This window comes from Ignavibacteria bacterium (assembly GCA_015709655.1).
GTDB lineage: Bacteria > Bacteroidota > Ignavibacteria > Kapaibacteriales > Kapaibacteriaceae > OLB6.
In genome coordinates, this window is sequence record CP054181.1 from 1,758,124 (window position 1) to 1,784,176 (window position 26,053).

General features: G+C 49.6%; 21 protein-coding genes, 1 tRNA gene and 1 pseudogene. 18 read left to right on the forward strand and 5 right to left on the reverse strand.

The features are described from left to right. The first annotated feature begins 63 nt into the window (after positions 1-63). Positions 64-2,193 (forward strand): S9 family peptidase, encoded by a 2,130-nt coding sequence (locus HRU79_07010; GenBank protein ID QOJ26413.1) that lies wholly within the window; start codon positions 64-66, stop codon positions 2,191-2,193. Here the strand turns inward: HRU79_07010 and HRU79_07015 are convergent. Further along, positions 2,141-3,466, reverse strand: a complete 1,326-nt coding sequence (locus tag HRU79_07015) for an HlyC/CorC family transporter (GenBank protein ID QOJ26414.1) — start codon at positions 3,464-3,466, stop codon at positions 2,141-2,143. The two genes, HRU79_07010 and HRU79_07015, sit on opposite strands and share 53 nt — an antisense overlap. Positions 3,467-3,574: 108 nt before the next feature. Between HRU79_07015 and recO the strand changes: the two genes are divergently transcribed. The 6 genes from recO (at position 3,575) to HRU79_07045 (ending at position 11,302) form a co-directional block, all read left to right on the forward strand. After that, positions 3,575-4,258, forward strand: coding sequence for a DNA repair protein RecO (gene recO / locus HRU79_07020; GenBank protein QOJ26415.1), 684 nt, complete (start codon positions 3,575-3,577; stop codon positions 4,256-4,258). 115 nt (positions 4,259-4,373) lie between these two features. Next, positions 4,374-4,447 (forward strand) — tRNA-Asn (locus HRU79_07025). Positions 4,448-5,154: 707 nt separating this feature from the next. Further along, a complete protein-coding gene (locus tag HRU79_07030; protein ID QOJ26416.1) occupies positions 5,155-7,779 on the forward strand; it encodes a choice-of-anchor D domain-containing protein in 2,625 nt (874 codons plus the stop codon). A gap of 22 nt (positions 7,780-7,801) precedes the next feature. Next, entirely contained in the window at positions 7,802-8,602 is an 801-nt protein-coding gene (locus HRU79_07035; GenBank protein ID QOJ26417.1) for a hypothetical protein, read from the forward strand. Positions 8,603-8,621: 19 nt separating this feature from the next. Continuing rightward, on the forward strand, positions 8,622-10,394 hold the full coding sequence (locus HRU79_07040) for a PD40 domain-containing protein (GenBank protein QOJ26418.1): 1,773 nt from the start codon (positions 8,622-8,624) through the stop codon (positions 10,392-10,394). A 101-nt stretch (positions 10,395-10,495) separates the two neighbouring features. Then, positions 10,496-11,302, forward strand: a complete 807-nt coding sequence (locus tag HRU79_07045) for a class I SAM-dependent methyltransferase (GenBank protein ID QOJ26419.1) — start codon at positions 10,496-10,498, stop codon at positions 11,300-11,302. On the opposite strand, the gene HRU79_07050 is transcribed toward HRU79_07045, so the two are convergent. Continuing rightward, on the reverse strand, positions 11,295-12,086 hold the full coding sequence (locus HRU79_07050) for a DUF3298 domain-containing protein (GenBank protein QOJ26420.1): 792 nt from the start codon (positions 12,084-12,086) through the stop codon (positions 11,295-11,297). The genes HRU79_07045 and HRU79_07050 overlap by 8 nt on opposite strands. A 33-nt stretch (positions 12,087-12,119) precedes the next feature. Next, positions 12,120-12,824 (reverse strand): hypothetical protein, encoded by a 705-nt coding sequence (locus HRU79_07055; protein ID QOJ26421.1) that lies wholly within the window; start codon positions 12,822-12,824, stop codon positions 12,120-12,122. A 62-nt stretch (positions 12,825-12,886) separates the two neighbouring features. Between HRU79_07055 and lpxB the strand changes: the two genes are divergently transcribed. The 4 genes from lpxB to HRU79_07075 are packed head-to-tail and all read left to right on the forward strand — an operon-like array spanning position 12,887 to position 16,275. Continuing rightward, positions 12,887-13,993, forward strand: a complete 1,107-nt coding sequence (gene lpxB / locus HRU79_07060) for a lipid-A-disaccharide synthase (GenBank protein QOJ26422.1) — start codon at positions 12,887-12,889, stop codon at positions 13,991-13,993. Beyond that, a complete protein-coding gene (locus tag HRU79_07065) occupies positions 13,990-14,577 on the forward strand; it encodes a DUF374 domain-containing protein (GenBank protein ID QOJ26423.1) in 588 nt (195 codons plus the stop codon). The genes lpxB and HRU79_07065 overlap by 4 nt, the downstream gene beginning before the upstream one ends. Then, positions 14,571-15,563, forward strand: coding sequence for a tetraacyldisaccharide 4'-kinase (lpxK, locus tag HRU79_07070; GenBank protein ID QOJ26424.1), 993 nt, complete (start codon positions 14,571-14,573; stop codon positions 15,561-15,563). Before HRU79_07065 ends, lpxK begins: the two co-directional genes overlap by 7 nt. After that, positions 15,544-16,275 carry a gamma-glutamyl-gamma-aminobutyrate hydrolase family protein gene (locus HRU79_07075; GenBank protein QOJ26425.1) on the forward strand — a complete coding sequence of 244 codons (732 nt, stop codon included), beginning with the start codon at positions 15,544-15,546 and terminating at the stop codon, positions 16,273-16,275. The genes lpxK and HRU79_07075 overlap by 20 nt, the downstream gene beginning before the upstream one ends. On the opposite strand, the gene HRU79_07080 is transcribed toward HRU79_07075, so the two are convergent. After that, positions 16,257-18,017: a hypothetical protein gene (locus HRU79_07080; protein ID QOJ26426.1), complete on the reverse strand. Its 1,761-nt coding sequence runs from the start codon at positions 18,015-18,017 to the stop codon at positions 16,257-16,259. The two genes, HRU79_07075 and HRU79_07080, sit on opposite strands and share 19 nt — an antisense overlap. Further along, positions 18,014-18,703, reverse strand: a complete 690-nt coding sequence (locus HRU79_07085; GenBank protein ID QOJ26427.1) for a hypothetical protein — start codon at positions 18,701-18,703, stop codon at positions 18,014-18,016. The genes HRU79_07080 and HRU79_07085 overlap by 4 nt, the downstream gene beginning before the upstream one ends. Positions 18,704-18,792: 89 nt before the next feature. On the opposite strand from HRU79_07085, the gene HRU79_07090 reads away from it, so the two are divergent. The 7 genes and pseudogenes from HRU79_07090 to HRU79_07120 all read left to right on the forward strand — a co-directional run bounded on the left by HRU79_07090 (position 18,793) and on the right by HRU79_07120 (position 26,039). Continuing rightward, the gene (locus tag HRU79_07090) at positions 18,793-19,695 is read left to right on the forward strand and encodes a DUF4835 family protein (GenBank protein QOJ26428.1); all 903 of its coding nucleotides are present in this window, start codon (positions 18,793-18,795) and stop codon (positions 19,693-19,695) included. A 5-nt stretch (positions 19,696-19,700) separates the two neighbouring features. Further along, positions 19,701-20,165, forward strand: a pseudogene (locus tag HRU79_07095) (nucleoside deaminase). 57 nt (positions 20,166-20,222) lie between these two features. Then, a complete protein-coding gene (gene rsmI, locus HRU79_07100; protein QOJ27290.1) occupies positions 20,223-20,903 on the forward strand; it encodes a 16S rRNA (cytidine(1402)-2'-O)-methyltransferase in 681 nt (226 codons plus the stop codon). 35 nt (positions 20,904-20,938) lie between these two features. Beyond that, positions 20,939-21,574: a dTMP kinase gene (tmk, locus tag HRU79_07105; GenBank protein ID QOJ26429.1), complete on the forward strand. Its 636-nt coding sequence runs from the start codon at positions 20,939-20,941 to the stop codon at positions 21,572-21,574. Between the two features lie 40 nt (positions 21,575-21,614). Beyond that, positions 21,615-24,182, forward strand: a complete 2,568-nt coding sequence (locus tag HRU79_07110; GenBank protein ID QOJ26430.1) for a hypothetical protein — start codon at positions 21,615-21,617, stop codon at positions 24,180-24,182. 14 nt (positions 24,183-24,196) lie between these two features. Then, the gene (locus HRU79_07115; GenBank protein QOJ26431.1) at positions 24,197-25,099 is read left to right on the forward strand and encodes a proline dehydrogenase family protein; all 903 of its coding nucleotides are present in this window, start codon (positions 24,197-24,199) and stop codon (positions 25,097-25,099) included. 52 nt (positions 25,100-25,151) lie between these two features. Next, complete coding sequence (locus HRU79_07120) at positions 25,152-26,039, forward strand: endonuclease/exonuclease/phosphatase family protein (GenBank protein QOJ26432.1); 888 nt, start codon at positions 25,152-25,154, stop codon at positions 26,037-26,039. Positions 26,040-26,053: the final 14 nt, after the last annotated feature.

Here is a 26,053-nt window from a genome sequence, read left to right on the forward strand (position 1 = left end):
CAATGACTACGATGGGCGGCTTCTTGTCGCCCATACTTCTTTTACACTGTTCGTTGGATGAGAATGTTCAGGCAGGCAGTCATTATTGTCTTTGTTTTCTGTTCGCATACGTTAATGTCGCAACAACTACACTATCCACAAACAAGTCGTGGATCAGATAAGGATACTTTTTTCGGAATAGAAGTCAGTGATCCTTACCGCTGGTTAGAAAACGACGTAAGTCCCGATGTGGAGGCCTGGGCCAATCGACAGCAGGAATTTACGGAACAGTACCTGAGTTCGATTCCTTTCCGGACCCAACTGGAACAGCGCCTTCATGAGGTAACAGAATTTGAATCGGTTAGTACACCGTGGCGTGTTAGAAATAAATTATTTTATTATAAGAACGACGGGAAACAAAATCACGATATCCTGTACGTGCAGGAAGATGGTATCGAGCGGGTGCTGCTGAATCCCAATTCATTCTCCGCCGATGGTACCGCTGGCCTTGCCTTTGCCAGTTCGAACGAAGAAGGTACCCTCCTTGCCTATGGTATTACCCAGGCAGGTTCTGACTGGCGCACGATTTACGTTATGGATATTGCAACCGGCAAAAAGTTTACGGACAAAATCGTTGGTGTTAAGAATAGCGGCGTTAGCTGGCACAAGCAAGGCTTCTTTTACAATGGCTACGGTATAACGTCCGAATCTGATCTATCGCTGACGGCTCGTAACGAAGGGCAGCGTGTATACTACCACAAGGTTGGTTCGGAGCAGGCCGCTGACCAGGTAGCGTTTACACCGGAACACCCTTCAACCTCGGCCTATATGTACGTCCTGCGGTACTCACCATACCTGATTCGGTGGGAGAGCGATGAAGGTTTAAAGGGCAACCGGATATTTGTTAAGGATATTGGTAATGATGGCTCATGGGATTCGCCCGGTGATTTTGTGTTGGTGTACAAAAATGACGATCACGGGTTCTGGCCTGCATTCTTCCATAATGGCTCACTATACGGCACTACTACATTGGATGCGCCCAACGAACGTGTCGTTCGTTTAACTAACATCAAAACGCGTCCGCAACTGGAAACAGTCGTACCTGAATCAACGGAACCGATCAGTGCAATGTCATGGGGTGGTAGCCGGATTTTTGTAACACGAATGAAGGACGTTAGGGAGCACGTGTCCATTTACAATACAAACGGGAACGAACTCGGCGTTGTCCGGCTTCCGGGCTTGGGTAACGTTGGTGGGTTTGGCGGCGAACCGGATGATTCAACCTTGTACTATGTGTACAGCAGTTTCGTAACACCGCCGACCATTTACGCATACAACGTTCGCACAAACACCTCGGAAGTTTACTATCAGACAAAGCCCCCTTTTAACCCTGATAACTTTCAGGAAGAACAGATTTGGTACACCAGTGCCGACGGTACCCGTATTCCTATGTTCATCGTGAGTAAGAAGGGACTCACCCTGAATGGTCAGGCACCCACAATGCTGTATGGCTATGGTGGATTTGGTATTTCGCAAGGGCCAAGGTTTATCTCGTCGTACGTACCCTGGCTGGAGCAGGGAGGCATTATCGCAATTGCTAATCTCCGTGGCGGAGGTGAATTTGGCGAGAAGTGGCATGACGCCGGCAGGAAATTAAAAAAGCAGAATGTATTTGATGACTGCATAGCAGCAGCCGAATGGCTAATAAGCAACAACTATACGTCGAAAGACAAACTGGCCTTAAACGGGAGATCCAACGGAGGACTGTTGGTGGGTGCTGTCATGATACAGCGACCAGATCTTTTCAAGGTTGCTGTTCCCGAAGTAGGCGTTCTTGATATGCTTCGTTACCATTTGTTTACAATAGGCCGGTACTGGATTACTGATTATGGCTCAGTAGCCGACAGTACGGAGTTCAGAGCGCTTTATGCCTATTCGCCTGTGCATAATCTAAAGTCAGGCATTGAGTATCCCAGCACAATGGTAATGACAAGTGACCATGATGACCGGGTGGTACCAGCCCACTCGTTCAAGTTTGCGGCCGAGCTACAGCATACGTATGCCGGAGAACGCCCCATGCTGTTAAGAGTTGAGCGCAGGTCGGGCCATGGAGCGATAAATCGTCAGAAATCAATATCCAACCTAGCCGATAAATATGCGTTTATGTGGTGGGAGATGAATTTTCATCCGCAGTTTCCGGTACCTGCCAGGTGAACTGGACGCGCTCGACCTTTCTGGGCGATGCTGCAAGGATGGTTACGCAATACGGTGCAAGTTCTACAGTATCCCCAATGCGTGAGATTCTGCCTGCAGCTGCGTTGATAATTCCACCGATTGTTTCGTAGTCATCGGATTCCGGCAAAGGTACCGGCAGTACTTCGTTTGCCTCATCAATATGGATGCTGGCGTCGAACTCCCACACATTTGTTGAATGCTCTGATGCCAGTGGCGCCTCATCGTCATACTCATCCTGAATATTCCCGACTAATTCCTCCAAAACATCCTCCAGCGTCAGAAGCCCTGCAGTTCCGCCAAACTCATCCAGAACTACCGCCATGTGAACCTTCTGTTTTTGCATATCGCGCAAAAGTTTTTCAAGTTTTGTATCCTCCTGCACGTAGAAAACAGGGTGTAGGATATCCTGAAGGACAATAAGGTTTTTGTGATGCAGCAAAGTAAGCATATCCTTTGAGTACACGATACCCTGGATATCATTAATCGTCTCGCTATAAACCGGAAGCCTCGAGTAACCCTCGTCCATCATTGTATCCAGGATTTCAGAAAGGTTCTGCGAAATTTCAACGGCAACAACCTTCGAACGGGGAACCATTACCTGACTTACCGTTGTCTCAGTAAACTCAAATACGTTTTCGATGATCTCGCGTTCTGTTTGTTCCAGTCCACCCTGCTCTCCCGTTTGAGCAATCAGGTATCGCAGTTCATCGGGTGAGTGGGTCTCAGAATGCGGAGCAGCCTGGAATCCCATCACCTTGAGCAGGGTTAATCCCATCCAGTTGAGACTGGCAATAAACGGACGGAACAACAGGTAAAAACCATGCAGAGGGAGTGCAACTGCCAGGGAAACCGTTTCTGGTCGGCTTATGGCAAGGGTTTTTGGCGCAAGCTCACCAATAACGATATGAAGAACGGTGATAATACTAAAAGCTATGATTACGCTTATCGTATGCAGCAAGGAAGCTTCAACTTCAATGCCAAGCCACCCTGCTATCTGATGAATCATGCCTGCAACAACAGGCTCGCCTATCCATCCCAGCGCAAGTGATGCCAGAGTAATTCCCAACTGGCACGCACTCAGATATGCGTCAATGTGATCCAGGATATGCCGTGCAATTTTGGCGAACACATCGCCATTGCGCACCTTGAGATCAATTTGGGAAGCACGGACTTTTACAATGGCAAATTCAGCTGCCACAAAGAAGGCATTGAGTAAAACAAAGAATCCCGTTAATGCAATGCTACCAATCATGCCTCAATTTACAGCGTAATTGGTCATCAGCAGAATACGATCTGAGTAAGCAATACACTTTGCGAGTACCCAAGCCCCCTAACCCTCTATGCTGCATTTTTGTATAGCATGGTTACTGACAACGCTATTGTGCTTCATTCGCGCAGGTATGCCGATACATCACGTATTGTGGTGCTGCTAACAGAAACCTTGGGTAAGGTTAGTGTAGTAGCCAAGGGGTCGCGTACTCCCAAGAGCAAGGTTGGCGGGGCACTTGAGCCTCTCTCGCTTTGTCGGGTTAGTATTTATCACCGCAAGAACCGTGAACTTCACACGCTTGGGATGGCTGAACTGACGTCGGTTTGGAAGCGCAACCATACATCGTTTGAACATTTGCAGGCTGGGATGATAATCTGCCGACAGGCATTGCGGACGCTGCCGGCAGAAGTATCTGCTCCTGAAATCTATGAGCACTTCAAGGTGTCACTCCAGCAGTTAGATACGGTGCTACCTGAAGAGGCGTATCCGCATTCTGTACGCGTACGAGTACATCTCACTCATCTGCTCGGTTTTGGTTTACACCCCGAGTTACTACAACGGGATGAGAAGTTGATTAAAGGGGCTTGGGTTTATGTTGATGTTGCTGATGGCAGGATAGTTGGCAGCAGTGGGTACCCCCTCACCATTGATTCACTGCAACTCCTAACGGCGGACTCGTGGACGTCGGGTCAGGTCCCGGCTTCAGTCCAAACCGAGGTTGATGGTTTCCTGAGCAGGTATTTTGCTCATCACCTTGGTGGCCATAGTTTGTAAAGCACACCGGGGTGGGGCCTGCACCGAGTTCTTCTGTACCATCCGCGGCGGACTACAAAAAACCAAACCCGGAAGTTGGTGAAATCAAAACCTTGTGTATTTTTGTAGTTCACTTTCCGCAGTAGCTCAGCTGGTTAGAGCATCTGACTGTTAATCAGAGGGTCCGGGGTTCAAGTCCCTGCTGCGGAGCAAGAAAAGCCTGTGCGTTGCACAGGCTTTTGTGTTTCTCCCCTCAGCCTCCCCCACCCGGGTACCCGACTACAAGGCGGATTCAGAGCGCAGCTTACGCGTTCGGATGTGCCTGACTCTATTCCCAATTCTCGAGTGATCGGATTCTGAAAATGCGGACTCTGAGAACCAGGAGTAAATACCATAATACCGTCCGGAGACTGCAGTAAAAAACGCGCCTTGGGTTTTATGAAGAGTGCAAACCTCACACCGTGAACATGGTAGTCAAGGGGTGCGCGATGACGTGGGTGGCTTGTGAACTTGGCAATACCACTCGGCTGTTCAACCACTGTTGATATGATAAAACGCAGATATTCACGATCTAAAAAAAACAAGCAGCAGTGTAAGCTTGTATAAGGATCACTCCAAACTCCTCAACTCAGTAGCAGTTCCGGTAAGATCCTGGATCTGGGTGCCTCTCTGATGTATATGGCACATTGCCGTGGGCTGCATTGTGAAAGGTACGATAAGCCAATTAATCAACCATGCTACAAGCTGCAAGTGTTATTGTAAACCATACATTTTTAACAGTAGTAGCACAGAACAACTTCTTTTCTTACTAATTTTGGACTTGGGGGTGCAACGTAATGTGAGTTAGTTGTGTGCGGAGACAACTGATCTCATCGTGATATTGCAAAACCTTGTTGTTTACTTGAGGGAATACTGAAATGAAGTATTGTAGTTTACTAATTAGCCTGCTACTGACGGCCTGTATAACAGTAGTGGCTCAAGACCTTGTTGTTACACAGACAAACTTTGGTGCGGTGCTCTGTGGCGTGAAAAAATGTCAGACAGTCCAGCTGAAGAATGAAACTGCGGCACCGATAACCATTGTGGCAGTGACGGTTGTGGGGCCATTGTTTTCGCTCGAAGATCCGTTGTTTACGCCGCCACACGTAGTTCCTGTAGGTGAGACCATTGGCATTGACTTTTGCTTTACCCCTTCAGCAGCAGGTTCGGTATCTGAAAACATTCAGATAACAACAGCTGACAGCCCGATGCCACAAGTAGTTATGCTCACGGGACAGGTTACGGCATCCCGTTTAACAATTAGTCAGCCGACGGTTGATTTTGGCAGCATTTTCATTGGCACGTCAAAGCTCATGTCGGTGGTTGTAACAAATCAGGGTGACGCACCGCTCACCATTCCGGATGCTTCTGGACTAGCAGCACCATTTTTCCTCGTGGGTGGTGCGGGCAATACTGTGCAACCCGGGCAGACTGATACGCTCAATTTTCTGTACGTGGCAACAACGGAAGGTACTCAAAACGCAACTGCTGTATTTACCGGATTACAGTGTCAGACCAACGTGATGGTTTCATTAACCGGAACTGCAATTAAACCGCCTGCGCCAACCGTTGGCGGTGTGCTTCAGATCACTCCGAAGGAAATAGCGTTTGATACGGCAATGTGCGGGAAAGAGAAATGTATTCATGTTGAATTCCGGAATATTGGAAGTGACTTGGTCACAATCCGTTCTGTGGAGACGCCTCCGGCAGCCCCGTTTAAGGGTACTATTCCTGTTGGTGCAATTCCCGTGGGAGAAACCAGAGAATTTAACCTCTGCTACCAACCAATGGAAGTACCAAAGGCTGATGCACAGGATGTTGTGATTAGGGCCGACACCCGACAGTCATTAAGCGTTGGGGTTTTATTTGATGTTAGCGGTAGCATGAGCCAGCGAATCAGCGGCAGTCCATCGCGTATGCGGGCAGCCCAGGATGCCGGTGTCATATTCATAGATCAGCTCATTAATGACCCGCAGCGGAATGTTGTTGACCGTGCTCAGATTATGTCGTTTACCAGCCCGGCTTCCTCATTTACTATTATCAGTCCGTTTACAACAAATCGTGCAGCGTCAAAACAGGCAATTAATAATCTTATACATAAAAATGCTACCTGCCTGTATCAGTCGGTGATCAGTGCGGTTAATGCAATTAAGGATGAGCCAAATCCTGTGTTAGTACTTTTGTCAGACGGTGCTGACGGAGGTTGTGATGTAAAGCGCTGGCTGCCGGAGGTTGTTAGTGCAATCCAGAGCAGCATGGTTAGAATGTTTGTTATTGGCATTGAGCCTGAACCAGGATTTGCTGATACGTTGCGGAGTATGGCAGCTGCCGGTAGTGGAATAGCTACGTTTGTTAGAACAAGGGAGGAGCTGACAAACGCCTTTATTGAAATTTCTAAACAACTGAGCCAGAATATCACGGTTCGTATACCGCTAAAAGGGGTATCAGTTGCACCATTGTTGAAGATTGTACCCGAGACGATAGAATTTGATTCGGTGAAGGTAGGCGAAGAAAAGTGCGTGAATGTAACAATCATTAATGAGGGCACTGCACCACTGGTGTTTAATGACGCGGTGTTTGCTGGAATGGGGTCTCAGTTTACAGTGCGCAATCTTCCTGTTGCGGCTCTGCAGCCCGGAACTGCCGGCGTAACCTTCCAGATGTGTTTCACTCCCACGGCTCTGCGCAGTCAGCAAGCCTTGGTTGAGCTGGATTATAATACGTGCCGGCAACAGATTGACCTAAAACCACACGGAATCGGCTACGATAGCGTGACCTTGGTGATTGATAACCCGATAAATGTTGCTAAGGTCGGTGATACCGTGAGAGTACCGATTATTCTGGAGGAGACGGTTCCCGCTCACTACGGAATTGATTCGCTTGAGTTTACCGTTGAGTATGATCCAACAGTCTTGAACGGGCTGGGACCAAACCCAACCGAGAGTTTCCTGACAAAAACGTTTGTATCGCAAGTTACTTCCGACAACTTTTTCCCTGATGTAGCCCGTTCTACATCTGTCTTCCATGGAGGCACCTTAGTCAATGATGTGCCAGCAACACTAATGTCGGTCCTGGAGTTTGAGGCTTTGCGCGGCTCTGCAACATTCTCGGATGTTAAGCTCATAAGTGCGCGATTTGCTGACGGTAATCCACGGGTGGGCATCAAGGGAAGTTCTCGTGTGAACATTGATACGGTTTGCTTTCTGCCCCAAAGGCTAATCGATGCTTCTGCACGGCGGTTTGACGCACACATACTGAAGGTGGTGCTTGATCGCACAGGATCGGCAGCCAATGTTATGTTTACCCAGGATCATGTCTCAGATGTCCAGCTTGCTATCTACGATCAGCTGGGACGGCGAGTTGCACAAACCCAATCAGGGTATTTTGAACAGGGAGAACATACAATCACCGTTGCGTCTAACGGACTCCGCCAGGGCGTGTACTTTGTGTGCATAACAACAACGTCCGGTGCTGACTGTATGGCTATTAACTTTATCCCGTAACAATCAACAGAAAGATAATATCATGAACAGAATTTTACTTCGGTTGTGTGCTGTTGCATTGTGCGTAGGCGGCTTGGTACTTCCCGATACGGCAACTGCCGGACTGAAACTTTCAAGAGATGTAATTCTTGCACCGGCATCAACTGAGATGCCGCAGTACATTGGCGTTTACGGCGGCCTGGCAATGAATTATCATTCAGGCACTTTTTCGCTAACAGATGGCAATACCGTGTGTTGCACCTTTACGGACGGTGACGGACTTGGTTTTGTTGGTGGCGTTAAAGGGTTCTTTTCAGTAATTGAAAATCTTTACTATTCGCCAAGGCTTGCACTCGAGGGAAGGGGAGGTACGCTTAACGGAAATCAGTATCAGGACAATATCCGTGGTGCTTTTAACAAGATTGAACCGGCTACATTCAGGAATGACTTCGAAGTGTCGCTTCCAACCTTGAATCTGGACTTACTGGCATGTTACGTACTGGTACCGGATATTGGCTTATATCTTGCAGGCGGGGCATCGGTTGGCTACGTCATGAGCACTGACTATACCCAGTCAGAAAATATCATCGCCCCCACCGATATTACCTATGCCGGTACGACGAGCAGATCAAGAGTAATTGCAACCGCGTCGGTTGCCGACTTTAATTCAGTGCAGATTGGAGTGCGGTTTGGTGTAGGAGCGCTCTTGCCGCTAACGGATGGCATCGCACTGAATCCGGAAGTACTGTACCACCTGCCGATGTTGGCATACGCTGATGCGAATAATGCAACGTGGAAGAGTTCCATACTGCTCCCAACACTCGGCTTTTTAATTACTCTATAACTGCAGAAGGGAGAAAAGAATGAAGAATATCCTGATATTGGTGATTGCACTCCTTGTATGCCTTGCGCCTGCACTGTCGCAGGATATGAGTAATTATCCCATTTCGCTTACACCAATGAGTGGTATTAACAGTAAGGCAAATGATTATGCACCCACGGTGTCATCCTCGAAGTCGTTACTATATTTTACCTCAACCCGTGATGGCGGTACCGGTAAGGCCGACGTGTACACGTCGCTGAAGCAAGGAAATGCATGGGCGTTGCCCGTACAATTCCTAACACTGAATACTCCGCAGCATGAGGGGTCACTTTCGTTTACGTCCGACGGTGCCACAGTAGTTTTTGCCGCTGAGAGGGAAGGGGGCTATGGCGATGCTGATATCTATATCGCCAACGTGACAAATGATGGAATAGTAAACATACGGAATATGGCTGCAGCTGTGAATACAAAGTACTGGGATTCGCAGCCATCAATCAGCAGCGATGGTAAGAAAGTATATTTTGCTTCAAACAGACCCGGCGGCATCGGAGGTACTGATGTATGGGTTACGGTTCAGGACGACCAGGGTCGCTGGGGCGAAGCCCGGTGTATGGACCAAACCATTAATACGAGTAAGGACGAAGTGTCGCCATTTATCACCACGGACAACGGCACCCTGATTTTTGCCAGCAAGGGTCACCCCGGTTTTGGCGGATTTGATCTGTTCTATTCACTGGCAGACGGTGGATCATGGTCGGCTCCCACAAACCTTGGTGGTATTGTTAACAGCGATAATGACGAGATGTTTTACTATGCCTCTTCAACATCAGATAACTTTTACCTGGCATCCTCAAGGAATCCGGAAAATGCTCTTGACATTTACCAGGGTACCCCCAACTTGCTTGGTGTAGGAACAATGAAGCTGAACGTGAGTGTTGTTGATTCACTCTCGGGCCGGCCACTACCCGCCATTATTCTCATTTTTGACGTGGCTGCCAACATTCCGATTGCTACAATAAACACAAATCCCGACGATGTGGCTACGCAGATTGCACTGCCTGCGCGCCGTGCATATCGTGTGGAAGCTCGTGTTCAAGGTTATCCGGCACGCAGTGTTGATATCCCCTCAGTTGCAGCGAATACCTCGCAAACGGCCAAAATCATGTTTGGTACAATTGGATTTGACTTTAGCAATTATCAGATACCGTTTTTTGTGACCGGCTATTATCGACCGAATACCAGTAATAATTTGGTAGAGCTCTTCCAGAAGCGAAAAACTGACCTTAAAGATGCAACCTACATCGAAGCCTTTGAGGAAAACTCGGAAAAACATCAGCGATATCAGCGCTATTCAGAAGTTGTGGAAACATTGTTCAACAATGTAGTTGCTACGGCTGTTGACACAGTATTCCCTCGTTTTCTTGAAACATCCGCCCCTGGTGACGTTATTGAAATTGTGGTGTATGGTTATGCAGATCCCAAACCAATTCTTGGTCGTTATGTCGAATCTGAAGAAGTAACGTTCGAAGATGCATCGGGTGTGGTACATTCGGTAAAGGATAACGATAAGTTAACTAATCTTACATTGTCCGGTTTGCGTGCCTATTATTCGGTTAAGCAAATTGAGCAAATGATTCGGTCACGCTCAGAGGCTACTCATTCCGAAGCATACAGTAAGCTTGCAGACAATGGTAAGGTACGCTTCCGCACAGTTGGTGGTGGTGTAAATACAACAGGTACGGATTATGCCGCTCAGCGCCGTATAAAGATTGATTTTGTCCGTTTGAATGGTGCCGGTAAACAGAAGGAATAAAAACGTTGTCAACCCTGGGTTCCGGTGAATAATCCCAATAACAACTGTGCACAGGTGCTTTTCGAGTTCCTCTGCATAGTTTTGTTTTTACCTGATACTGAATGACCAAGGGAGCAATATCAAATATATTACGATCTTTGCGGATACTCTATGTCGCAGATACGGTACGCTTTTGGATTTATAGACTGAAGAATTCGGCTTCCAACAACGAATTCCTCCAACAAAACCCTGAGGTGAGGTTACCACCTGACTACCTGATGTATGAAGCTTTCAGGTTGAACTATCGGTTGTACTATGATGGCGGAAAGCAGACCGCGCAATGGCTGGCAGGTATAATTGAGCGCTATTGTCCGCTGGAGAACAAACGGATCCTGGACTGGGGGTGTGGCCCGGGGCGTGTAATCCGTCACATGCCCGCTATAGCGGGGCAAAGCTCTGAGTTGTACGGGACCGACTATAATCAGGAATCTATCAGGTGGTGTTCACAAAATCTGCCTGGCATACAGTTTTCAGTAAACACGCTCAGCCCCGCGCTCGCATTTAAAGCCAACTATTTTGATGTCATCTACGGGCTGTCGATCATTACCCATCTGTCTGAGGCAATGCACTACGGATGGTACACCGAACTGTACCGTGTACTCAGGCCCGGAGGGATTCTGATACTCTCGTCTCAAGGTGATAACTTTACCGGTAAGCTTACGAAAAACGAGCTTGAAACCTACGTGCAGGGTAAGCTTGTTGTACGTGGTAAGGTCAAGGAAGGACACCGGACCTATTCGGCATTTCATCCTGCCGGATTTATGAGGCGTCTGTTTAAAAATGCAACAATCCTTGAGCACATCACCCGTGAGCCAGAAGGTGATTATCTGCCACAGGACCTTTGGATTGTTCAAAAACCTGTTAGTTAGCCTCTAGTACCGTCCTTGGTAAACTAATGCGGGTTGGTCCGACCACATACGGTGCAATTTCGTACGGGTTGTAATACAGAATAACGCTATCAGTAGTAATACCCGATGCCAATGGTAGCGTAAACTTGCCATCCTGCATCATGTATCCTTTCTCAGCATAGTCATTCCCCTTGATGCCTACCTGTTTTTTAAACGTCTGTTCGGCGACATTCAGGAACGCTTTCATATTTCGGACCAATCCGGATAGCTGGACCGGTTTTCCTGTAGGAACATGAACCATGACGAAGTCAGTTACTGAATTCGGATGTGCGCCGCCAAGGAAGGTGGTAGCTTCAAGCTGGACACATACAATTGAATCATTACAGATAACCGAGCCGGAGCCCTGTACCGTCCACACAACAGCCATCATCGGAAATGCAGCCTTTTCTTCGGTGTAATCTGCCATGAGAAGCTTTGATTCCTTGATGATATCAGGGAACGTAACAGCCGAAGCAGTGTCGGGCTGGTTGGGAAGCGATCCGCCAAGCTGACTTACAAAAAAAGCTCTAACAGCGTAGTTAAGATAATCCGAAGCACGTGACCCATTCCCGTTAAATACGGGGAAATGGACTTCCACGCCGCCACAATCTTCAACTAGGCCGTTACAGCCGTGGGCACGAACAACAACAGTACTGTCTTTAAAAGAAAGCTCTGGTGCAGGATCTGCAGGCGGGGTTTCCGGTTCGCGCGAACACCCGGCGCACACAATAACCGCTCCAACGCAGAGGAGGAGCCAACTACGCATTTTGTTTACTAGGATTGTCTGTACAAACGGTTATTATTTAACCAGCATGAGCGGTTTGGTTGACGTAAAACCAGGAGCGGTGAGAACAAAGTAGTATAACTCGCTGGACATATTCTGTTCGCGAGTATTAAATTCAACCGTATGTTCACCGGCACCGATCACATCGTTTACGAGTGTAGCAACAACGTTGCCGTTTAAGTCAACCACTTTTAGGGTAACAGCCGCTGTTTCTGAGGTGCTAAACGTAATTGAAGTTCTGTCGGTTACAGGGTTAGGCTTACAGTCATTTAACACAAACGATGCCGTGCTGGTTTCGTTAATCCGGTGCCCTGCAACACCATCCTGCGGATTGCCGGTTTCGGAGTTTAACTGGAATGAGCGTTCCTGTACAAATACCTGAATTGGTTTGCTCATTACCGTAGCGCAAGGACTGGACATTTGGACGGTATAAACGCCTTCGAGCTCTTGTGTTGCAATCGGATAGCGGAGCTCCTGGCTGGTTTCTCCCGGTAAGGCAATGCCATCTTTAAACCACTGGATATCATAAAACCGAACGTCTTGTCCCTTATTCACGGTAAGAATGAACAGTGCCCCCATTGGTATCCTCTTCGTGGCAAGTTCGGCTTGCCCGTCTACACTAACCTGATGCTGGCGTGGCAATACCCTGATGGTCGGTGCAGCAACTATCGGCATAACCATACCAATCATTAACAACGCAGAAATCAAAGTTTTGCTCATAATAATACTCCGTAGAGATTTTTTGTTCGAATAGTTATACCAATATAGGCAGATTTGCACTAATGCGCATCTTCATTACTGCAGGCGACCCATCGGCAGACATCCACGCTGCAAACCTGATGGCAGCGATACGGGAGCATTTCCCGGATGTTGCTTTTGATGGATTTGGCGGCCCGGCAATGGAAATGCAGGGATTGCACACCCTGGCACCTATCAAGAACCTTGCCGTTTCCGGCTACTGGGAGGTGATCAAGCACCTTGGGTTTTTTAGGGGGCTTATGCACCGGTGTTCAGATGCTTTGGCTGCCAGAAAGTACAGCGTGTTCATCCCGGTAGATTATCCGGGCTTTAATCTGCGGCTGGCTGCCGTTGCCAGACGCCGGCAGATACCGGTCTGTTGGTATATCGCGCCACAATTGTGGGCCTGGGGGAAGAAAAGAGCTCCTCAGTTGGCACGTGTGGTGAACCGCCTTCTGGTAGTATTTCCGTTCGAGGTAGAGTTTTTTGAGCAGTATGGCATTTCCACCCGGTTTGTTGGTCATCCGTTAAAGGATGTAATTGATGGCAGCGACCAGTATGTTCCCAACAGCGTTGTAGTGTTACCTGGCTCGCGCAGAAACGAACTGGCACATCACGTTCCATTGCTCGCGATGGTTGCCGGTGAAGTTCTTTCACAGGGAATTGCAAAGCTGGTTACAGTGCCGGCTGCCCCGGGTATTCAGTCCGAACTTCTCCTGCCACTCGCTGATGCAGGGGCAACCATTGTTGCTGATTCGCACGCAGCTCTCCGTTCGAGTGCTGCAGGCTTGATTAAAGCCGGCACATCAACACTGGAGGCGGCGGTAATGGGACTTCCGTTTGCCACGTTCTATAAAACCTCATGGGCATCGTATCAGATTGGAAAGCATTTTATAAATATTTCTACTGTTACCATGGCTAACCATTTACTGCAACGAAACGTGGTTCACGAATTCCTGCAACACAAAGCAACGGTAAAAGCTCTGATACGTGAGCTGGAGGATTTGCTTCATAATCATGAACGTCGTCGAGAATTACAAAATGCGTTTGCAGAAGTACGACGTTTACTTGGTGGAAGCCACGAGCGTAACCCCGCTCAGCGGGCTGCCGATGCGGTAGCCGAGCTGCTGGCAACAAGGCGGGTGCTATGATGAAGTCGCTGACTACTGCCATGGGCGTCTTCCTCCTTACGGCTGTTGCATCAACGTGGCGCATACGCCTGCCCAAGCCCCTTCCAGGCCCCAACGGCGTAGTAGCATTCTGGCACGGCACCATGCTGCCGGTATGGTGGGTATTCAGGAACAGTAACCCGAGTGCTCTTGTGAGTATGAGCCGTGACGGACAACTGCTGACGAGCCTTCTGGAGCGATGGGGATATACCGTGGTGCGTGGCTCGTCGTCGAAAGGTGGTAATGAAGCACTCGACGCAATGGTACGGCTGGCATCAGAGTCTCTGGTGCTTGTAACGCCGGACGGTCCACGGGGTCCGCGCTGCACGGCAAAGGCGGGCGCTGCGATAGCTGCACAGAGATCGGGTACACCGCTGTTTCCGGTGCGGACGCTGGTAGGGTGGAAGTGGACGTTTAAACGGTCATGGGATAGGTTTGTACTTCCCTTGCCGTTTGCCGTTGTTACGGTCGAGGTGGGGGATCCGATAGAAATTCCGGCGGATGCTAACCATGCCTCAATCAACATGATCATTCAACACCTTTCACAAGAATTGGGCACATGCTAAACCAATTGAGTAAGTTGTATGGCTGGATTGTGGAGCGCAGAAATCGTGCTTTTGATACGGGAACGCATGCACTGATCCGAGTGTCGGTTCCGGTGATATCAGTGGGGAACCTTACTACGGGGGGGACTGGCAAGACGCCGGTGGTACAGGAAGTAGTGCGGATGATACAGTCATTAGGTCATGCTCCTGCAGTGGTTATGCGCGGGTATAACAGAGCATCGAAAGGCCTTAGAGTTGTTCATGATGGAACCGGCATACGGGGAACGGTGATGGAAAGCGGCGATGAGGCGTGGATGCACGCTACGGAACTAAGCGTTCCTGTTGTTGTGTGTAACGATAAAGCAGAAGCTGCCCGATATGCAGCGGCCGAGTTACCGTGCGATTGTATGGTGGTTGACGATGGATTTCAGCACAGGCATCTATATCGCAATGTGAACATCGTACTTGTAGATGCGAATACACTTCATGACACACTTCTCCCGGCAGGACACCTTCGGGAACCAATACGGAATATTGCACGTGCAAACGTTGTGCTTTGTTCCAACGGCGTGGGTGCTGACGTAGTTCGTGAACACTGTACTCCGGATACACTGATATCTACAGTTGATTTTATTGCACAACTCAGTGAACTGCATGGCAAGAGAGTAATCTGCGTAAGTGGAATTGCCAATCCGGAGCGGTTCGAGAACAGCGTTGCTAATAATGGAGCAGAGATTATAAAAATAGTTAGATACCCGGACCACCACTGGTATAACAAGGGAGAAGCAGATACCCTCCTAAAGTATGCAGTTTTTCACAAGGCCGCAATTGTAACTACTCATAAGGACGCAGTAAAGCTTGCAAAAGCCGAAAAGATGTTCAGGGATTCCGGGATTGAATATCTGGTCTTGCCTGTGGTAGCCAGAATCGAAAAACAACGTGAACTGAAAAACCTAATTGCCTCACATTTCAACAATTACACCCAACATGAAAATTGCAATCAGTAAAGGCTCGGGGTCCGAAAAATATTCACTCTACGGTACGTGGCTGAAAACCGCTAATCAGGATGTAGAACTTGTTGACCTGAATGGGAAAACACCCGAACAGGCAGCGGAAACTCTCGAAACTATGTCGGGATTACTTCTCACCGGCGGGCCCGACGTGCACCCCGGGCATTATGGTAAGCCCGAGTTTGAAAGTATGTGTGCTGAAATTAATGCCGAAAGAGATGAACTTGAACTGGCTCTTGTTCATAAAGCGGTAGAACTGCAGCTTCCGATACTTGGCATTTGCAGAGGACTGCAAGTTCTGAATACCGCGTTTGGAGGAACACTGATAGCAGACATTCCTACACAGCATGCACCGGCAGTTGCCAATCCGGTAGAACACCGCAGAATTATGGATGCAGACAGTACGCATCATATCGAGGTTCAGCCTGGATCGATAATTCGCAGGTTGGCTGGAACTATGGACGGAGTAGTAAACAGCGCCCATCACCAGGCTATCGATGCGATAGCAAATTTGTTTACGGCATCTGCTATATCCCCGGATGGTATTGTTGAAGCAATCGAATGGGGTGATGCCACGCTGGGAGGTAAGCCGTTTCTACTGGCAGTTCAGTGGCATCCCGAGCGTATGGACTACAACTCGGTGTTTAGTATGCCCATTGCCAAACACTTTACAAATGAAGTTCAGGCGTTTCACCTTTTGTTCAGATAGAACACCTCGGCCTGTAAACCAGTTGTGAACGTGGTTGGCTGACCAAGCTTGTAAGTATCCCAGAATGCAGCGCTAAGTGTAAGCCATGGAAGCATACCGTAACGCAACGACAGTAGTACTCTGCTCCCACTACCCGTGGCAGCCACTATCCGTGGCAAGCCGGGCAGCGGATACTCCAGCATATAGGGTGCCACACCGATCGTTTGGGAGCGGAATACCGTGGTTCGAAGACTCATACGTAAACGTTCAGCAGGCTGGTAAACAGTCTCAGCAAAGCCGGCCAAACCTGTCTGCGGATAACGTCCGCCTGAAAACGATAAATGCTGATACTCACAACGGACAATGAACCGCAGCTGCTCCGTAAGGTTAGCACCAAGCTGCCATCGTGTGGTAAAACGTCGTGCTGTGTGCATCATACGTCGTGATGTGAAGTCAGGGCGCCATCCTTCGTCGCTTCCGTTATAACGGATTCGTGCCGATGCCTGAAAGCCCTTCCCAAGCCGGTACGTAATATCCGTAAGCAGAGTGACTCCTGCTGAGGGCATGGGGCGGGAATAGGATGGTGCAAGTATGCGGTAAACGTCAACCATTGTTTCTGCCGCCAGCCCCTTCCCGCTTGAATAACGGTAGCCAAGGGCAATCCCTGCCTCGTTGCCGAGTGCAGAGAGTGTACTAACCGGCGAGGCATACGGGTTGCGAATATCAGGGTGCGCATAACGGGCGCACAGCATTACTTCACCAGATTTTATGGGGATTCCGGCAATAACCATCATCGCCAACCGCAGACTATCGTCAGCCGCAAGCTCGGCAGCAATGGTATAGCGGGAGTCGGTAACGCTCATCACTGCCGAGGCAATGATACGCTGACCTTGTGGTATGATGCGCATTGAGGTGGATGTAGAGGGCGCGTTGTACCGAGCATGTTGCACAAATACTCCCAATGCGTTATTCATAAAATTCGATACTATGCCCGAGGCAAGAATACTTTCAGTTCTGCCACCCAGTGTTTGCCGAGAATACGCTGCAACAGCATGGAACCCCACCGCGCCAGCCTCAATTGTGCCTTTCATGGCAACACCGGTAAGCGCTCCATCGGTGATGCTGCTTGACCATGGACGGATGCGCGGCTGAATACTGTAGCCTGAGGCTTTCGAAACCACGGATCTGCCAAAGGTGCTTCCCGATCCCAATACTAACCCAAGTCCGCCGGCAACAGCCAGGCGGCCTGCACCAATACTGACGGCTCCGATATCGGCAACAACCCAACCAGAAGAGAGTGTGCTGGTCTGCTGTTGGCGGATAATACCGCCAGCACGGCCATACGCCGAAGCTACGTTAATCCGCGTCAGTGCGTCGGCGTCGCTGCCAGTGGTGCGCAGTGCTCGTGTGGTATGGTGAATACCGGTAATGAATGGCTCACAGCTACAGTCAAACGTAGTACATAAAAAGAGCAGCGTTCGTTGATCTTCGGACAGACATGCCTGGTTACAAAGTTCGTCAAGATCGATTATACCGTTTTTTACGGATTGAGTGATCCGCGATGCAGTGGACCGGTTGATACCCGGGATGATGGTAAGGCTGACCGCCGTAGCACACGGCAGGCATAAGGGTTGGCTGCGTAACTGCTCTACAACATCGATAACCGGTGCAGCCCAGTCGTCCCCCGCAAGATCATCAAGCTGTGCCAGCACTGATACCACTTGGGAACACAAGAAAACTGCTAGCGGTAGTAACCGTATCATAGCTCTACCACAAGCTGAGACACAAAGCCTGAATGAAGGTATCGGGTAAGCTGGAACGCCATGACCGGAGATTCAATGACGGACAGTCTGACCCCAATGCTAAACGCAAGGGGCTCTGTTTGAAGTGCAAGCCGCACCGAAGCTGCATCGGGGAGCGGTGTTAGTACGGCAAGTACAAGCGAAGGGGGCTGAGCCGGCGAGATACAAAGGTTAATGGCGGCTGAAACATCGTCAGACATACCAATGCCCGTTGTTAGAATACGTGGCTGGGAGCGTCCGGCAGATGAGTATGACAATAAGCCGGCTGCCTGTACTGACAGGAAGAAAACCGAGTCCAGATCAATTCGGGATTGTATCCCTACATCCGTCTGCTGAATTGCAGTGAAGCCCGTGGCGCCCTGTACCGAAAAACGTGTACGTACTGCAAGCGTGAAGCGGTGTGTAACGGGAATCAAACGAATTCCATACGCCGCGATATCCGTCCACCCGCCGCCTGAGCCCCCTTCCAAAATAAATGTATAATCAGCCCAGGGTAATAAGACTCCGCCATACGACAGGTTGGCAACACCGAACGGAGCCGGTACTGCCTGAAATCCTGCTGCTGTCGCAGGCAGAGTATAACAGCCCTGAATATCGAAAATGCTGACAGATGTTGCCCCCGTGCAGTCATACAATACTGGTTGCACCTGTGCGATTGATGAGGAGCAGTGCAAAAAGCTGCAGAACAGCGGTAGTACTCTGCGTAAGTTAGTACCGAAGAACATAAGGACGAGGTATGAAAAGTTTAATCAGCATTGTATGTATGGTAGTAGCCATTACCCTGACCGACGTGACGTATGCTCAGGAACTGGCGGCCACGGTTACCGTGGATATATCGCAGCTGCAGATGGATGATAAGGTTGATGTCCGCACCATGGAAGCCGACGTGCGCGAGTACCTGAACAATCAGCGGTATTCGCGGCAGGACTGGGAGGGTCCGCGCATTCCGGTATCGGTTGGGATCTTTCTTACAGGCAAGCAGGCCAACGTATATACGGCGCGGCTGACGATAGTGAGCACGCGGCTGTTGGCTGACGACTCTTCGCGAGGTACACCGTTACTGCGGGTGTACGATGCTGACTGGCAGTTCCAGTACAGCTTTAGTCCGGCCTTATCGTTTCAGTCTATGCGATATGACGAGTTTACAAGTCTGCTGGACTTTTACATGCTGATAGCCATTGGGCTGGATATGGACACGTACAGCGATCTTGGAGGAGACAATTGCTTTATTGATGCAAAGCAGATTGCACAGCTGGGCAATGCCAAGGGCATTAGCCAGTTCTCGTCAACCTACGAACCCGGCCACTTTACCCGAATGGCACTTATTTCGGAATTAACGGATCCGCGATACCAGCAGTTACGGCGTTACTTTTACGACTACCATCTGGCGGTTGACGAATTTGCTGTGACACCTGAAAAGGGCCGAACGCTCATGGTGCAGGCTATTAATGATATTGACGATTTCAGGCGCAATTCAATTTCAAACAGATCTGTTCTACTTCAGTCGTTCTTCAATGCAAAAGCAGGTGAGTTGGCAGAGATGTTTAAGGGGATAAAAAATTCACCTGTCTGGCAAGTGCTGATGTCGCTCGATCCCAGCAATACGCAGCTATACGAAAGTGCCCGGAGCGGACGGTAGGGTGCATGAGCCATACGCAACGCACACACGAGCATTACATGCGCATGGCACTGGAGCTGGCTCGCGAAGCATTTGAAGCCGGCGAAGTACCGGTTGGTTGTGTGATCGTCCGTGACGGTACGATATTGGGATCCGGATTTAACCGGGTTCAGCAGTTGGCAAATCCAACGCATCACGCCGAAATCGAAGCTCTTAACCAGGCATGCAGCACCGTAGGGGAAAAAGTTTTGAAAGGGGCTACGGCATACGTAACCCTTGAACCGTGCGTAATGTGTGCCGGTGCCCTTGTGCTTGCCAAGGTCGAAACCGTTGTGTATGCGGCACATGACCCCAAGACCGGTGCTGTGAGGTCGGTGTATGAATTACTGGACAGTCCAGAAGCTAACCATCAGTGCATCGTTCGAAGCGGCGTGCTTGCCAGCGAGAGCTCGGCATTGCTGACGACGTTCTTTGAGCAGCGTCGCGCCGACCAGGCAACCGCAGCCGTGAGTACCGGGGATGGTAGGATTACACCGGCTGAAACCGGAATGCTTGTGTTGATTCCGACGCCAATTGGTAATCTGGCCGACATTACCAGGCGGGCTTTAGACACCCTCTCGTCCTGTAAAATTATTCTATGCGAAGACACTCGGAGAACCGGCAATCTGCTCCGTTCGTACGGCATTGGCGGAGCACGACTGGTGAGCAACTTTGAACAAAACGAGAAGGCACGTGCGCAGGAGATTGTTGATTGGGTTCGCAACGGGATTACGGTAGGCCTGGTGTCGGACGCCGGGATGCCGGGTATCAGTGATCCCGGTTTCCGGGCGGTTCAGGCCTGTATTTCGGCCAGATGCAGTGTTGTTGCCCTTCCCGGACCATCGGCAGCAATAACAGCACTTGCAGCCTCGGGATTACCAACTGACAGGTTCTTTTTTGCCGGGTTTCTGCCACAGAAAAAGGGGAGGATGTCAGTGTTGCAGAAGATGCTATGTCGGGAAGAAACCTGTATTCTTTACGAAAGCCCGCATCGGATTGAAAAACTCCTGATCGAAATTGCAGAATGTGGCTCGGCTGACAGGCAAATCGTAATTGCTCGTGAACTGAGTAAGGTTCATGAGGAATATATTCGTGGTATGGTTTCGGAAGTTCTTGCTACTGTTCGCAGTCGGAATTCGTTAAAAGGCGAATGTGTAGTGGTGCTCCAGGGAGCAGGGACACCGGATTGATAAACGGGCTTTGATTTTAACCACGTACAGCAACGATGTTTATATCATTTGAAGGAATTGACGGAAGCGGTAAAAGCACGCAGCTAATCCTGTTACGGGAATGGCTGCAGGAACGTGGGTACAAAGTGGTTTCAGTGCGTGAACCGGGTGCTACCGCCCTGTCCGAAGATATCAGAGCCATACTGCTGAGCAATGCCCGCCAAATCACGAACACCGCAGAGCTTCTTTTATTCTCTGCGGCCCGTGCCCAGCTTGTAGAAAGGGTCATCGTCCCTGAATTAGAGGCTGGCTCGTTTGTGCTGTGTGACCGCTTTGCAGACTCCACAACAGCCTACCAGGGTTACGGCAGGCAGTTGAGTTTAACCGATGTGGACGTCTGTAACAGAGTAGCCACTCGCGGAGTCAAGCCAGAAATAACCTACTTTATTGACGTCCCCTATGCCGAAGCCCAAACCCGGATGCAGTTTCATGCCGATGCCGGTGAACCCGATAGAATGGAGCGAAGCGGTGCTGCGTTTTTCGAGCGGGTGCGGACCGGGTATCTGGAGTTAGCCCGACAGGAACCCAAGCGGTTTGTGCTGATTAACGGGATGCTGGAACGAACTCAAATCCATCATGAAATTATTCAGCACCTAAAACCGTATCTGCAAAACATCAAGAAGCCGGTTTAAGTTCCGTAAATTACAGGCTCTGTCACATATTCAATATCACATGATGAAGCTTTTTTTTGTTGGTATTATCGCTCTGGCTGTAACCACACTGTGTTCGACAGCAGGAACAACTCACGAAGTAGATATTAATTCCGTGCTGCGTCCCATTCGCACTGCGTATATGGATGACATGGTGCAGGATAACCACTTTGCACAGCCATATTACGTGCAGATTGATGCTGCAAACAGCGTTTTTGCTGCCTCGTACCAGCACCTGCTGGTTCATAACGTTCCTGTTCCACCGTACGGAACGGCAACGCTTGCACTCGAGGCTACTCGACCGGTTTTTGATGCACGGTCCACAATTCTGATTGCCACAAAAAACGGTAAGGTGCCGTTAAAAGTACGTCCGGTTTATTCGTATAAAGGACAAATCGTGGGGGAGCCCGGGTCGAGTGTTTCGCTGCATTACAGCACCGATGGCGACATTACCGGCTTCATCACTCATGCAAACGGTGAGCGCACGGTAGTTGGGAAAGCTCCGGAATACCGTGCTGGAACCAACGAAATTCCCCATGTGTTTCAGGCTGAGTCTGCTGGCGCCCTAAGTCCGGTACTCGACAATTTTATTTGCGGTTCGGATGAGTTGCCTTTTGATGCTAAAGAGGCACTTGAGCACATGGATATGCCAACATCGCAAAAAGGTGAATCGGTGCAGGCAATGGTCCTTAAACAGCTAACGCTTGCTCTGGTACTTCGTGAAGATGTTGATAGTGCCCTGAAACGTCAGGGCCTGAATGACGAGCAAATCGTACAACATTTTGCCAAGATTGTTGCCGCTATGTCGCAGGCTTACGAGCAGGAGCTTGGGGCACACATGTACATAGGTTACATGGAAGTTTACACCACTGAAGCACCGTCAGGGTTCTTGTATGACGGCAAGGATCCGGGAAAACTCCTTGATGAGTTCAGTGAATTATGGTCGGGTGCCTACTCGAGCATCGATCGCGTCGTAGCCCATTTGTACACAATTAAGAAGCCTGTTCAGGGCATGTACGTTGGTGGCATTGCCTACGGCGGTCAGGCAGGTTCGCGCTTATGCGTTAAAGATCACCGTGGCGGATACGGTGTTAGCACTCTTGACCTCCGGGCTAATGAAACCATCCCTGGAGCAGCCGCTAACAGAAATGCCTTTGTGTGGGATGTGTTTGTGGCGGCACACGAGATCGGACATAATGTAGGCGCACCGCACGGGCATAGCTGCTACTGGAGCCCGCCTCTGGACACCTGTCAGCTGCAGAGCGATGGCACTGATGCATGCTACAACAACCCGGCGTTACGCCGTGTTCGTCCCGGTACCATCATGAGCTACTGTCACCTGGTGAACGGCTCCAGTACCCCGCTTGAATTTGGTACACGCGCTTCGGAACGGATGCGCACATGGATTGATGCCTCGTGCATGCAGGCTGTTACCGAGCCGCTGGTCAGGATTACCTCGCCACGCGGGCCCGACGGCTGGGGCGGCGGCGACAAGCTTACGATCCTCTGGGCTTCGGCAATGGTAAATAATGTTAACCTTGATTACCGCATGTCAGACAACGGGCAATGGTTATCCATAGCGTCAAATCTGAATGCGATTGACGGGAAGTATGTGTGGACCTTACCGGCGCAGGCAACAAATACGCTCTGGATTCGAATCAGCGACGCGACAAACGCAGACGTGTTCAATATTGCACCAGCCGCATATTCAATTCGTGTTCCACTCGTGATTTCTAATCCGGTGGGTGGCGAACGATTGGCAAAAGGTGCTAAGTTTCAGGTGAGGTGGACGAAGGATCCCTCGATTACAACGGTGAATGTGTTGTTCTCGTCCGATGCAGGCCAAAATTGGGAAACCGTTGCCTCGAAAGTTTCGGCAAGTGCTTATGACTGGACGGTGCCTGACATAGAAACCGAACAAGCCATGATCAGGCTTGAGGCAGCTGCCAATACATCAATAACAGCAGTAAGCCCGGTCTTTGCAATCGGAACCCCCAGGTTCAAGTTGCTGCTGCCTAAGGAAGGATCTGACCTTTGTAATAATTTTGACAACCAGTTTAACTGGTCGGCTGATTTTATCGACAGAATCAGAATCAGATATTCAACCGATGACGGAGTTACATGGCGCAACGCCATTCAGCCGCTTTCGGTTGCTGCTGCTCAGTGGCAGATATTCTCTCGAAACGCTGGTATGACCTCTCTGGATGCAGGTACCAAGGTTAGTTTGCGGGTAGAGGATGCCAGTACCGATGAAGTACTGGATACCCGTGATGAACTGAACATTGTGTCGTGTACGCAAGTAACCTCGGTTAACGATGACCATCGTTCTGCTGCTCGGATTGTTGATATTTCTCCAAATCCGGCTCAGACCACTGCACTTGTCAGGATTACAGTTCCTTCGGCTTCAACGGCTACAATTAAAGCAGTGTCTGTAACCGGTACCGAATACGTTCTTGTTCCTGCCATACAGCTTCATGAACTCGAGAACTACGTTAACGTTCCATTAGCTGTAGTTCCTGCCGGTGCGTACAACTTGGTTATCGAATCGAAGACTACTCGTACCGCCAGCCCCCTTCGAATTGTTCGGTAAGGGGCTTGCCACAAATGGGATGGTTTGATAAGCTTGTTGTTGCATCGATGCCGCTTATCCCGAAAGGGATTATTAAGCGCATCTCGCAAAAGTATATTGCCGGTGCATTGCTGGATGACGCTGTTTGCGTTACCCGGCACCTTAACTCGATTGGTGCTACCGCAACCATCGACGTACTTGGCGAATTTGTTTCGTCGAAAGATCGGGCTGTACATGAAACCGCTACATCGGCATCGGTTGTGGATGCAATACGGTCACATAAGCTGAATGCCTACCTTAGTATCAAGCTGACGTCGTTAGGTCTGGATATCGACAAAGAGTTTGCTTTCGAGAACGTACGCACAATCGTTACCCGTGCTCGTGCCGCCGGTGTGTTTGTTCGAATGGATATGGAGAATACACCATACACCGATATCACGCTTGACTTTTATCGCAGACTTCGTGCAGAAGGGTTCACCAACGTTGGCGTTGTGATACAGGCCTACCTGCACCGATCGGAAGCCGACATCCGAAGCTTACTGGAATTCCGGCCGGACGTACGACTTTGTAAAGGTATTTATGTTGAGTCTGAAACTGTTGCCTTTAAGAATCGGGAAGAAATTCGGTCTAATTATAAGAAGTTATTGCGCCTGCTGATAACCAACGGTGCGATGGTTAGGATTGCAACTCACGATGAACCGCTTATTCAGGATGCGGTGACTCTGATTCATGAACAGAATATCCTCCCCCAAGATTACCAGTTTCAGATGCTGCTTGGCGTACGAGAAGACCGCCGGGATACGCTGATAAAGGCAGGCCATCCCATGGGTATCTATGTACCGTTTGGTGATGACTGGTATGGGTACTCTACAAGACGACTGAAAGAGAATCCGCAGATAGCGGGATATGTTGCCAAGGCTCTGTTTACGGGAAAGTAGGCATTTCATTTCGTGTCCCGAAAACGAGCCGTTTTCTAAAGGATCCGACTGTATGATGAAGTTTTATGTTTTTATCGCGATGGCTCTTGCAGTGCTGCTGTGTGGCTGCGGGACGGCTCATTATAACGGTTTTGGGTACTTAACAGTCGCAACATTTAACCTGGAATGGCTGGGCGACGGGGTTGACGACAAGATGCGGAGGTCTGATGCGGATTATTTAGCAATAGCCGACATTATGCTAAAGACAGATGCCGATGTTATTGCTGTTCAGGAAGTTGAGAATAATCAGGCGCTCCACAAAGTGGTTCGGTATATGTCGGGCTACAAGTATTTTCTTAGTCAGGGCGGTGATAAACAGCGTGTTGGTTTCGTAGTCAGAAACACTGTGGAGTTTACACCGATTGGCGATTACATGCCACTTCAGCTTGACCGTCCGGACCGGTTGCGACCCGGTTTTGCCGCTATGTGCTCTAAGGGGGCTCTCACATGCCTGATGATGAGTGTGCATCTGAAAAGCACATCACGATATGATAGTACCAACGAGCTCAGGCAGCTAAGCCGGGAGCTGAGAGGTCAGCAGGCACAAGTGCTCCACAATTATGTAGACTCGGTGCTTGAAGCCGGGAACGAGCATGACATCCTTCTCTGCGGTGACTTTAACGATTATCCCGGGCGCAGACAGAACCCAACCTTAACCGCTCTCGAAAATGGACACGTTACGTTTGTAACGGCCGGCCTGACAAGTTGTGCAAACCCAAAATGGACAGTGATAGATCACGTGGCCGCGTCAGCAAAAATGACTGAGCGCGTAAACACAAGCACTGTCAGAGTAGAAAACCATCGTGCCTATCTCGACGATGAAGCATCTGCGATGGTGAGTGATCACTGTGCCGTCGTAGCTCAGTTTGAGGTGTCAACGTCTGATGTTGACCAGCACTAAGAATAGTAAAAAAT

Excerpts from the sequence above, each read along its gene's own strand:
- HRU79_07110 (QOJ26430.1), top strand. The coding sequence starts at position 21,615 with ATGATGAAGCTTTTTTTTGTTGGTATTATCGCTCTGGCTGTAACCACA.
- HRU79_07015 (QOJ26414.1), bottom strand. The coding sequence starts at position 3,466 with ATGATTGGTAGCATTGCATTAACGGGATTCTTTGTTTTACTCAATGCC.
- HRU79_07055 (QOJ26421.1), bottom strand. The coding sequence starts at position 12,824 with ATGAGCAAAACTTTGATTTCTGCGTTGTTAATGATTGGTATGGTTATG.
- HRU79_07010 (QOJ26413.1), top strand. The coding sequence starts at position 64 with ATGTTCAGGCAGGCAGTCATTATTGTCTTTGTTTTCTGTTCGCATACG.
- HRU79_07075 (QOJ26425.1), top strand. The coding sequence starts at position 15,544 with ATGAAAATTGCAATCAGTAAAGGCTCGGGGTCCGAAAAATATTCACTC.
- HRU79_07040 (QOJ26418.1), top strand. The coding sequence starts at position 8,622 with ATGAAGAATATCCTGATATTGGTGATTGCACTCCTTGTATGCCTTGCG.
- HRU79_07115 (QOJ26431.1), top strand. The coding sequence starts at position 24,197 with ATGGGATGGTTTGATAAGCTTGTTGTTGCATCGATGCCGCTTATCCCG.
- HRU79_07080 (QOJ26426.1), bottom strand. The coding sequence starts at position 18,017 with ATGATACGGTTACTACCGCTAGCAGTTTTCTTGTGTTCCCAAGTGGTA.
- HRU79_07065 (QOJ26423.1), top strand. The coding sequence starts at position 13,990 with ATGATGAAGTCGCTGACTACTGCCATGGGCGTCTTCCTCCTTACGGCT.
- HRU79_07050 (QOJ26420.1), bottom strand. The coding sequence starts at position 12,086 with ATGCGTAGTTGGCTCCTCCTCTGCGTTGGAGCGGTTATTGTGTGCGCC.
- tmk (QOJ26429.1), top strand. The coding sequence starts at position 20,939 with ATGTTTATATCATTTGAAGGAATTGACGGAAGCGGTAAAAGCACGCAG.
- lpxB (QOJ26422.1), top strand. The coding sequence starts at position 12,887 with ATGCGCATCTTCATTACTGCAGGCGACCCATCGGCAGACATCCACGCT.
- HRU79_07035 (QOJ26417.1), top strand. The coding sequence starts at position 7,802 with ATGAACAGAATTTTACTTCGGTTGTGTGCTGTTGCATTGTGCGTAGGC.
- HRU79_07120 (QOJ26432.1), top strand. The coding sequence starts at position 25,152 with ATGATGAAGTTTTATGTTTTTATCGCGATGGCTCTTGCAGTGCTGCTG.
- HRU79_07090 (QOJ26428.1), top strand. The coding sequence starts at position 18,793 with ATGAAAAGTTTAATCAGCATTGTATGTATGGTAGTAGCCATTACCCTG.
- HRU79_07030 (QOJ26416.1), top strand. The coding sequence starts at position 5,155 with ATGAAGTATTGTAGTTTACTAATTAGCCTGCTACTGACGGCCTGTATA.
- recO (QOJ26415.1), top strand. The coding sequence starts at position 3,575 with ATGGTTACTGACAACGCTATTGTGCTTCATTCGCGCAGGTATGCCGAT.
- rsmI (QOJ27290.1), top strand. The coding sequence starts at position 20,223 with ATGCTTGTGTTGATTCCGACGCCAATTGGTAATCTGGCCGACATTACC.
- HRU79_07045 (QOJ26419.1), top strand. The coding sequence starts at position 10,496 with ATGACCAAGGGAGCAATATCAAATATATTACGATCTTTGCGGATACTC.
- lpxK (QOJ26424.1), top strand. The coding sequence starts at position 14,571 with ATGCTAAACCAATTGAGTAAGTTGTATGGCTGGATTGTGGAGCGCAGA.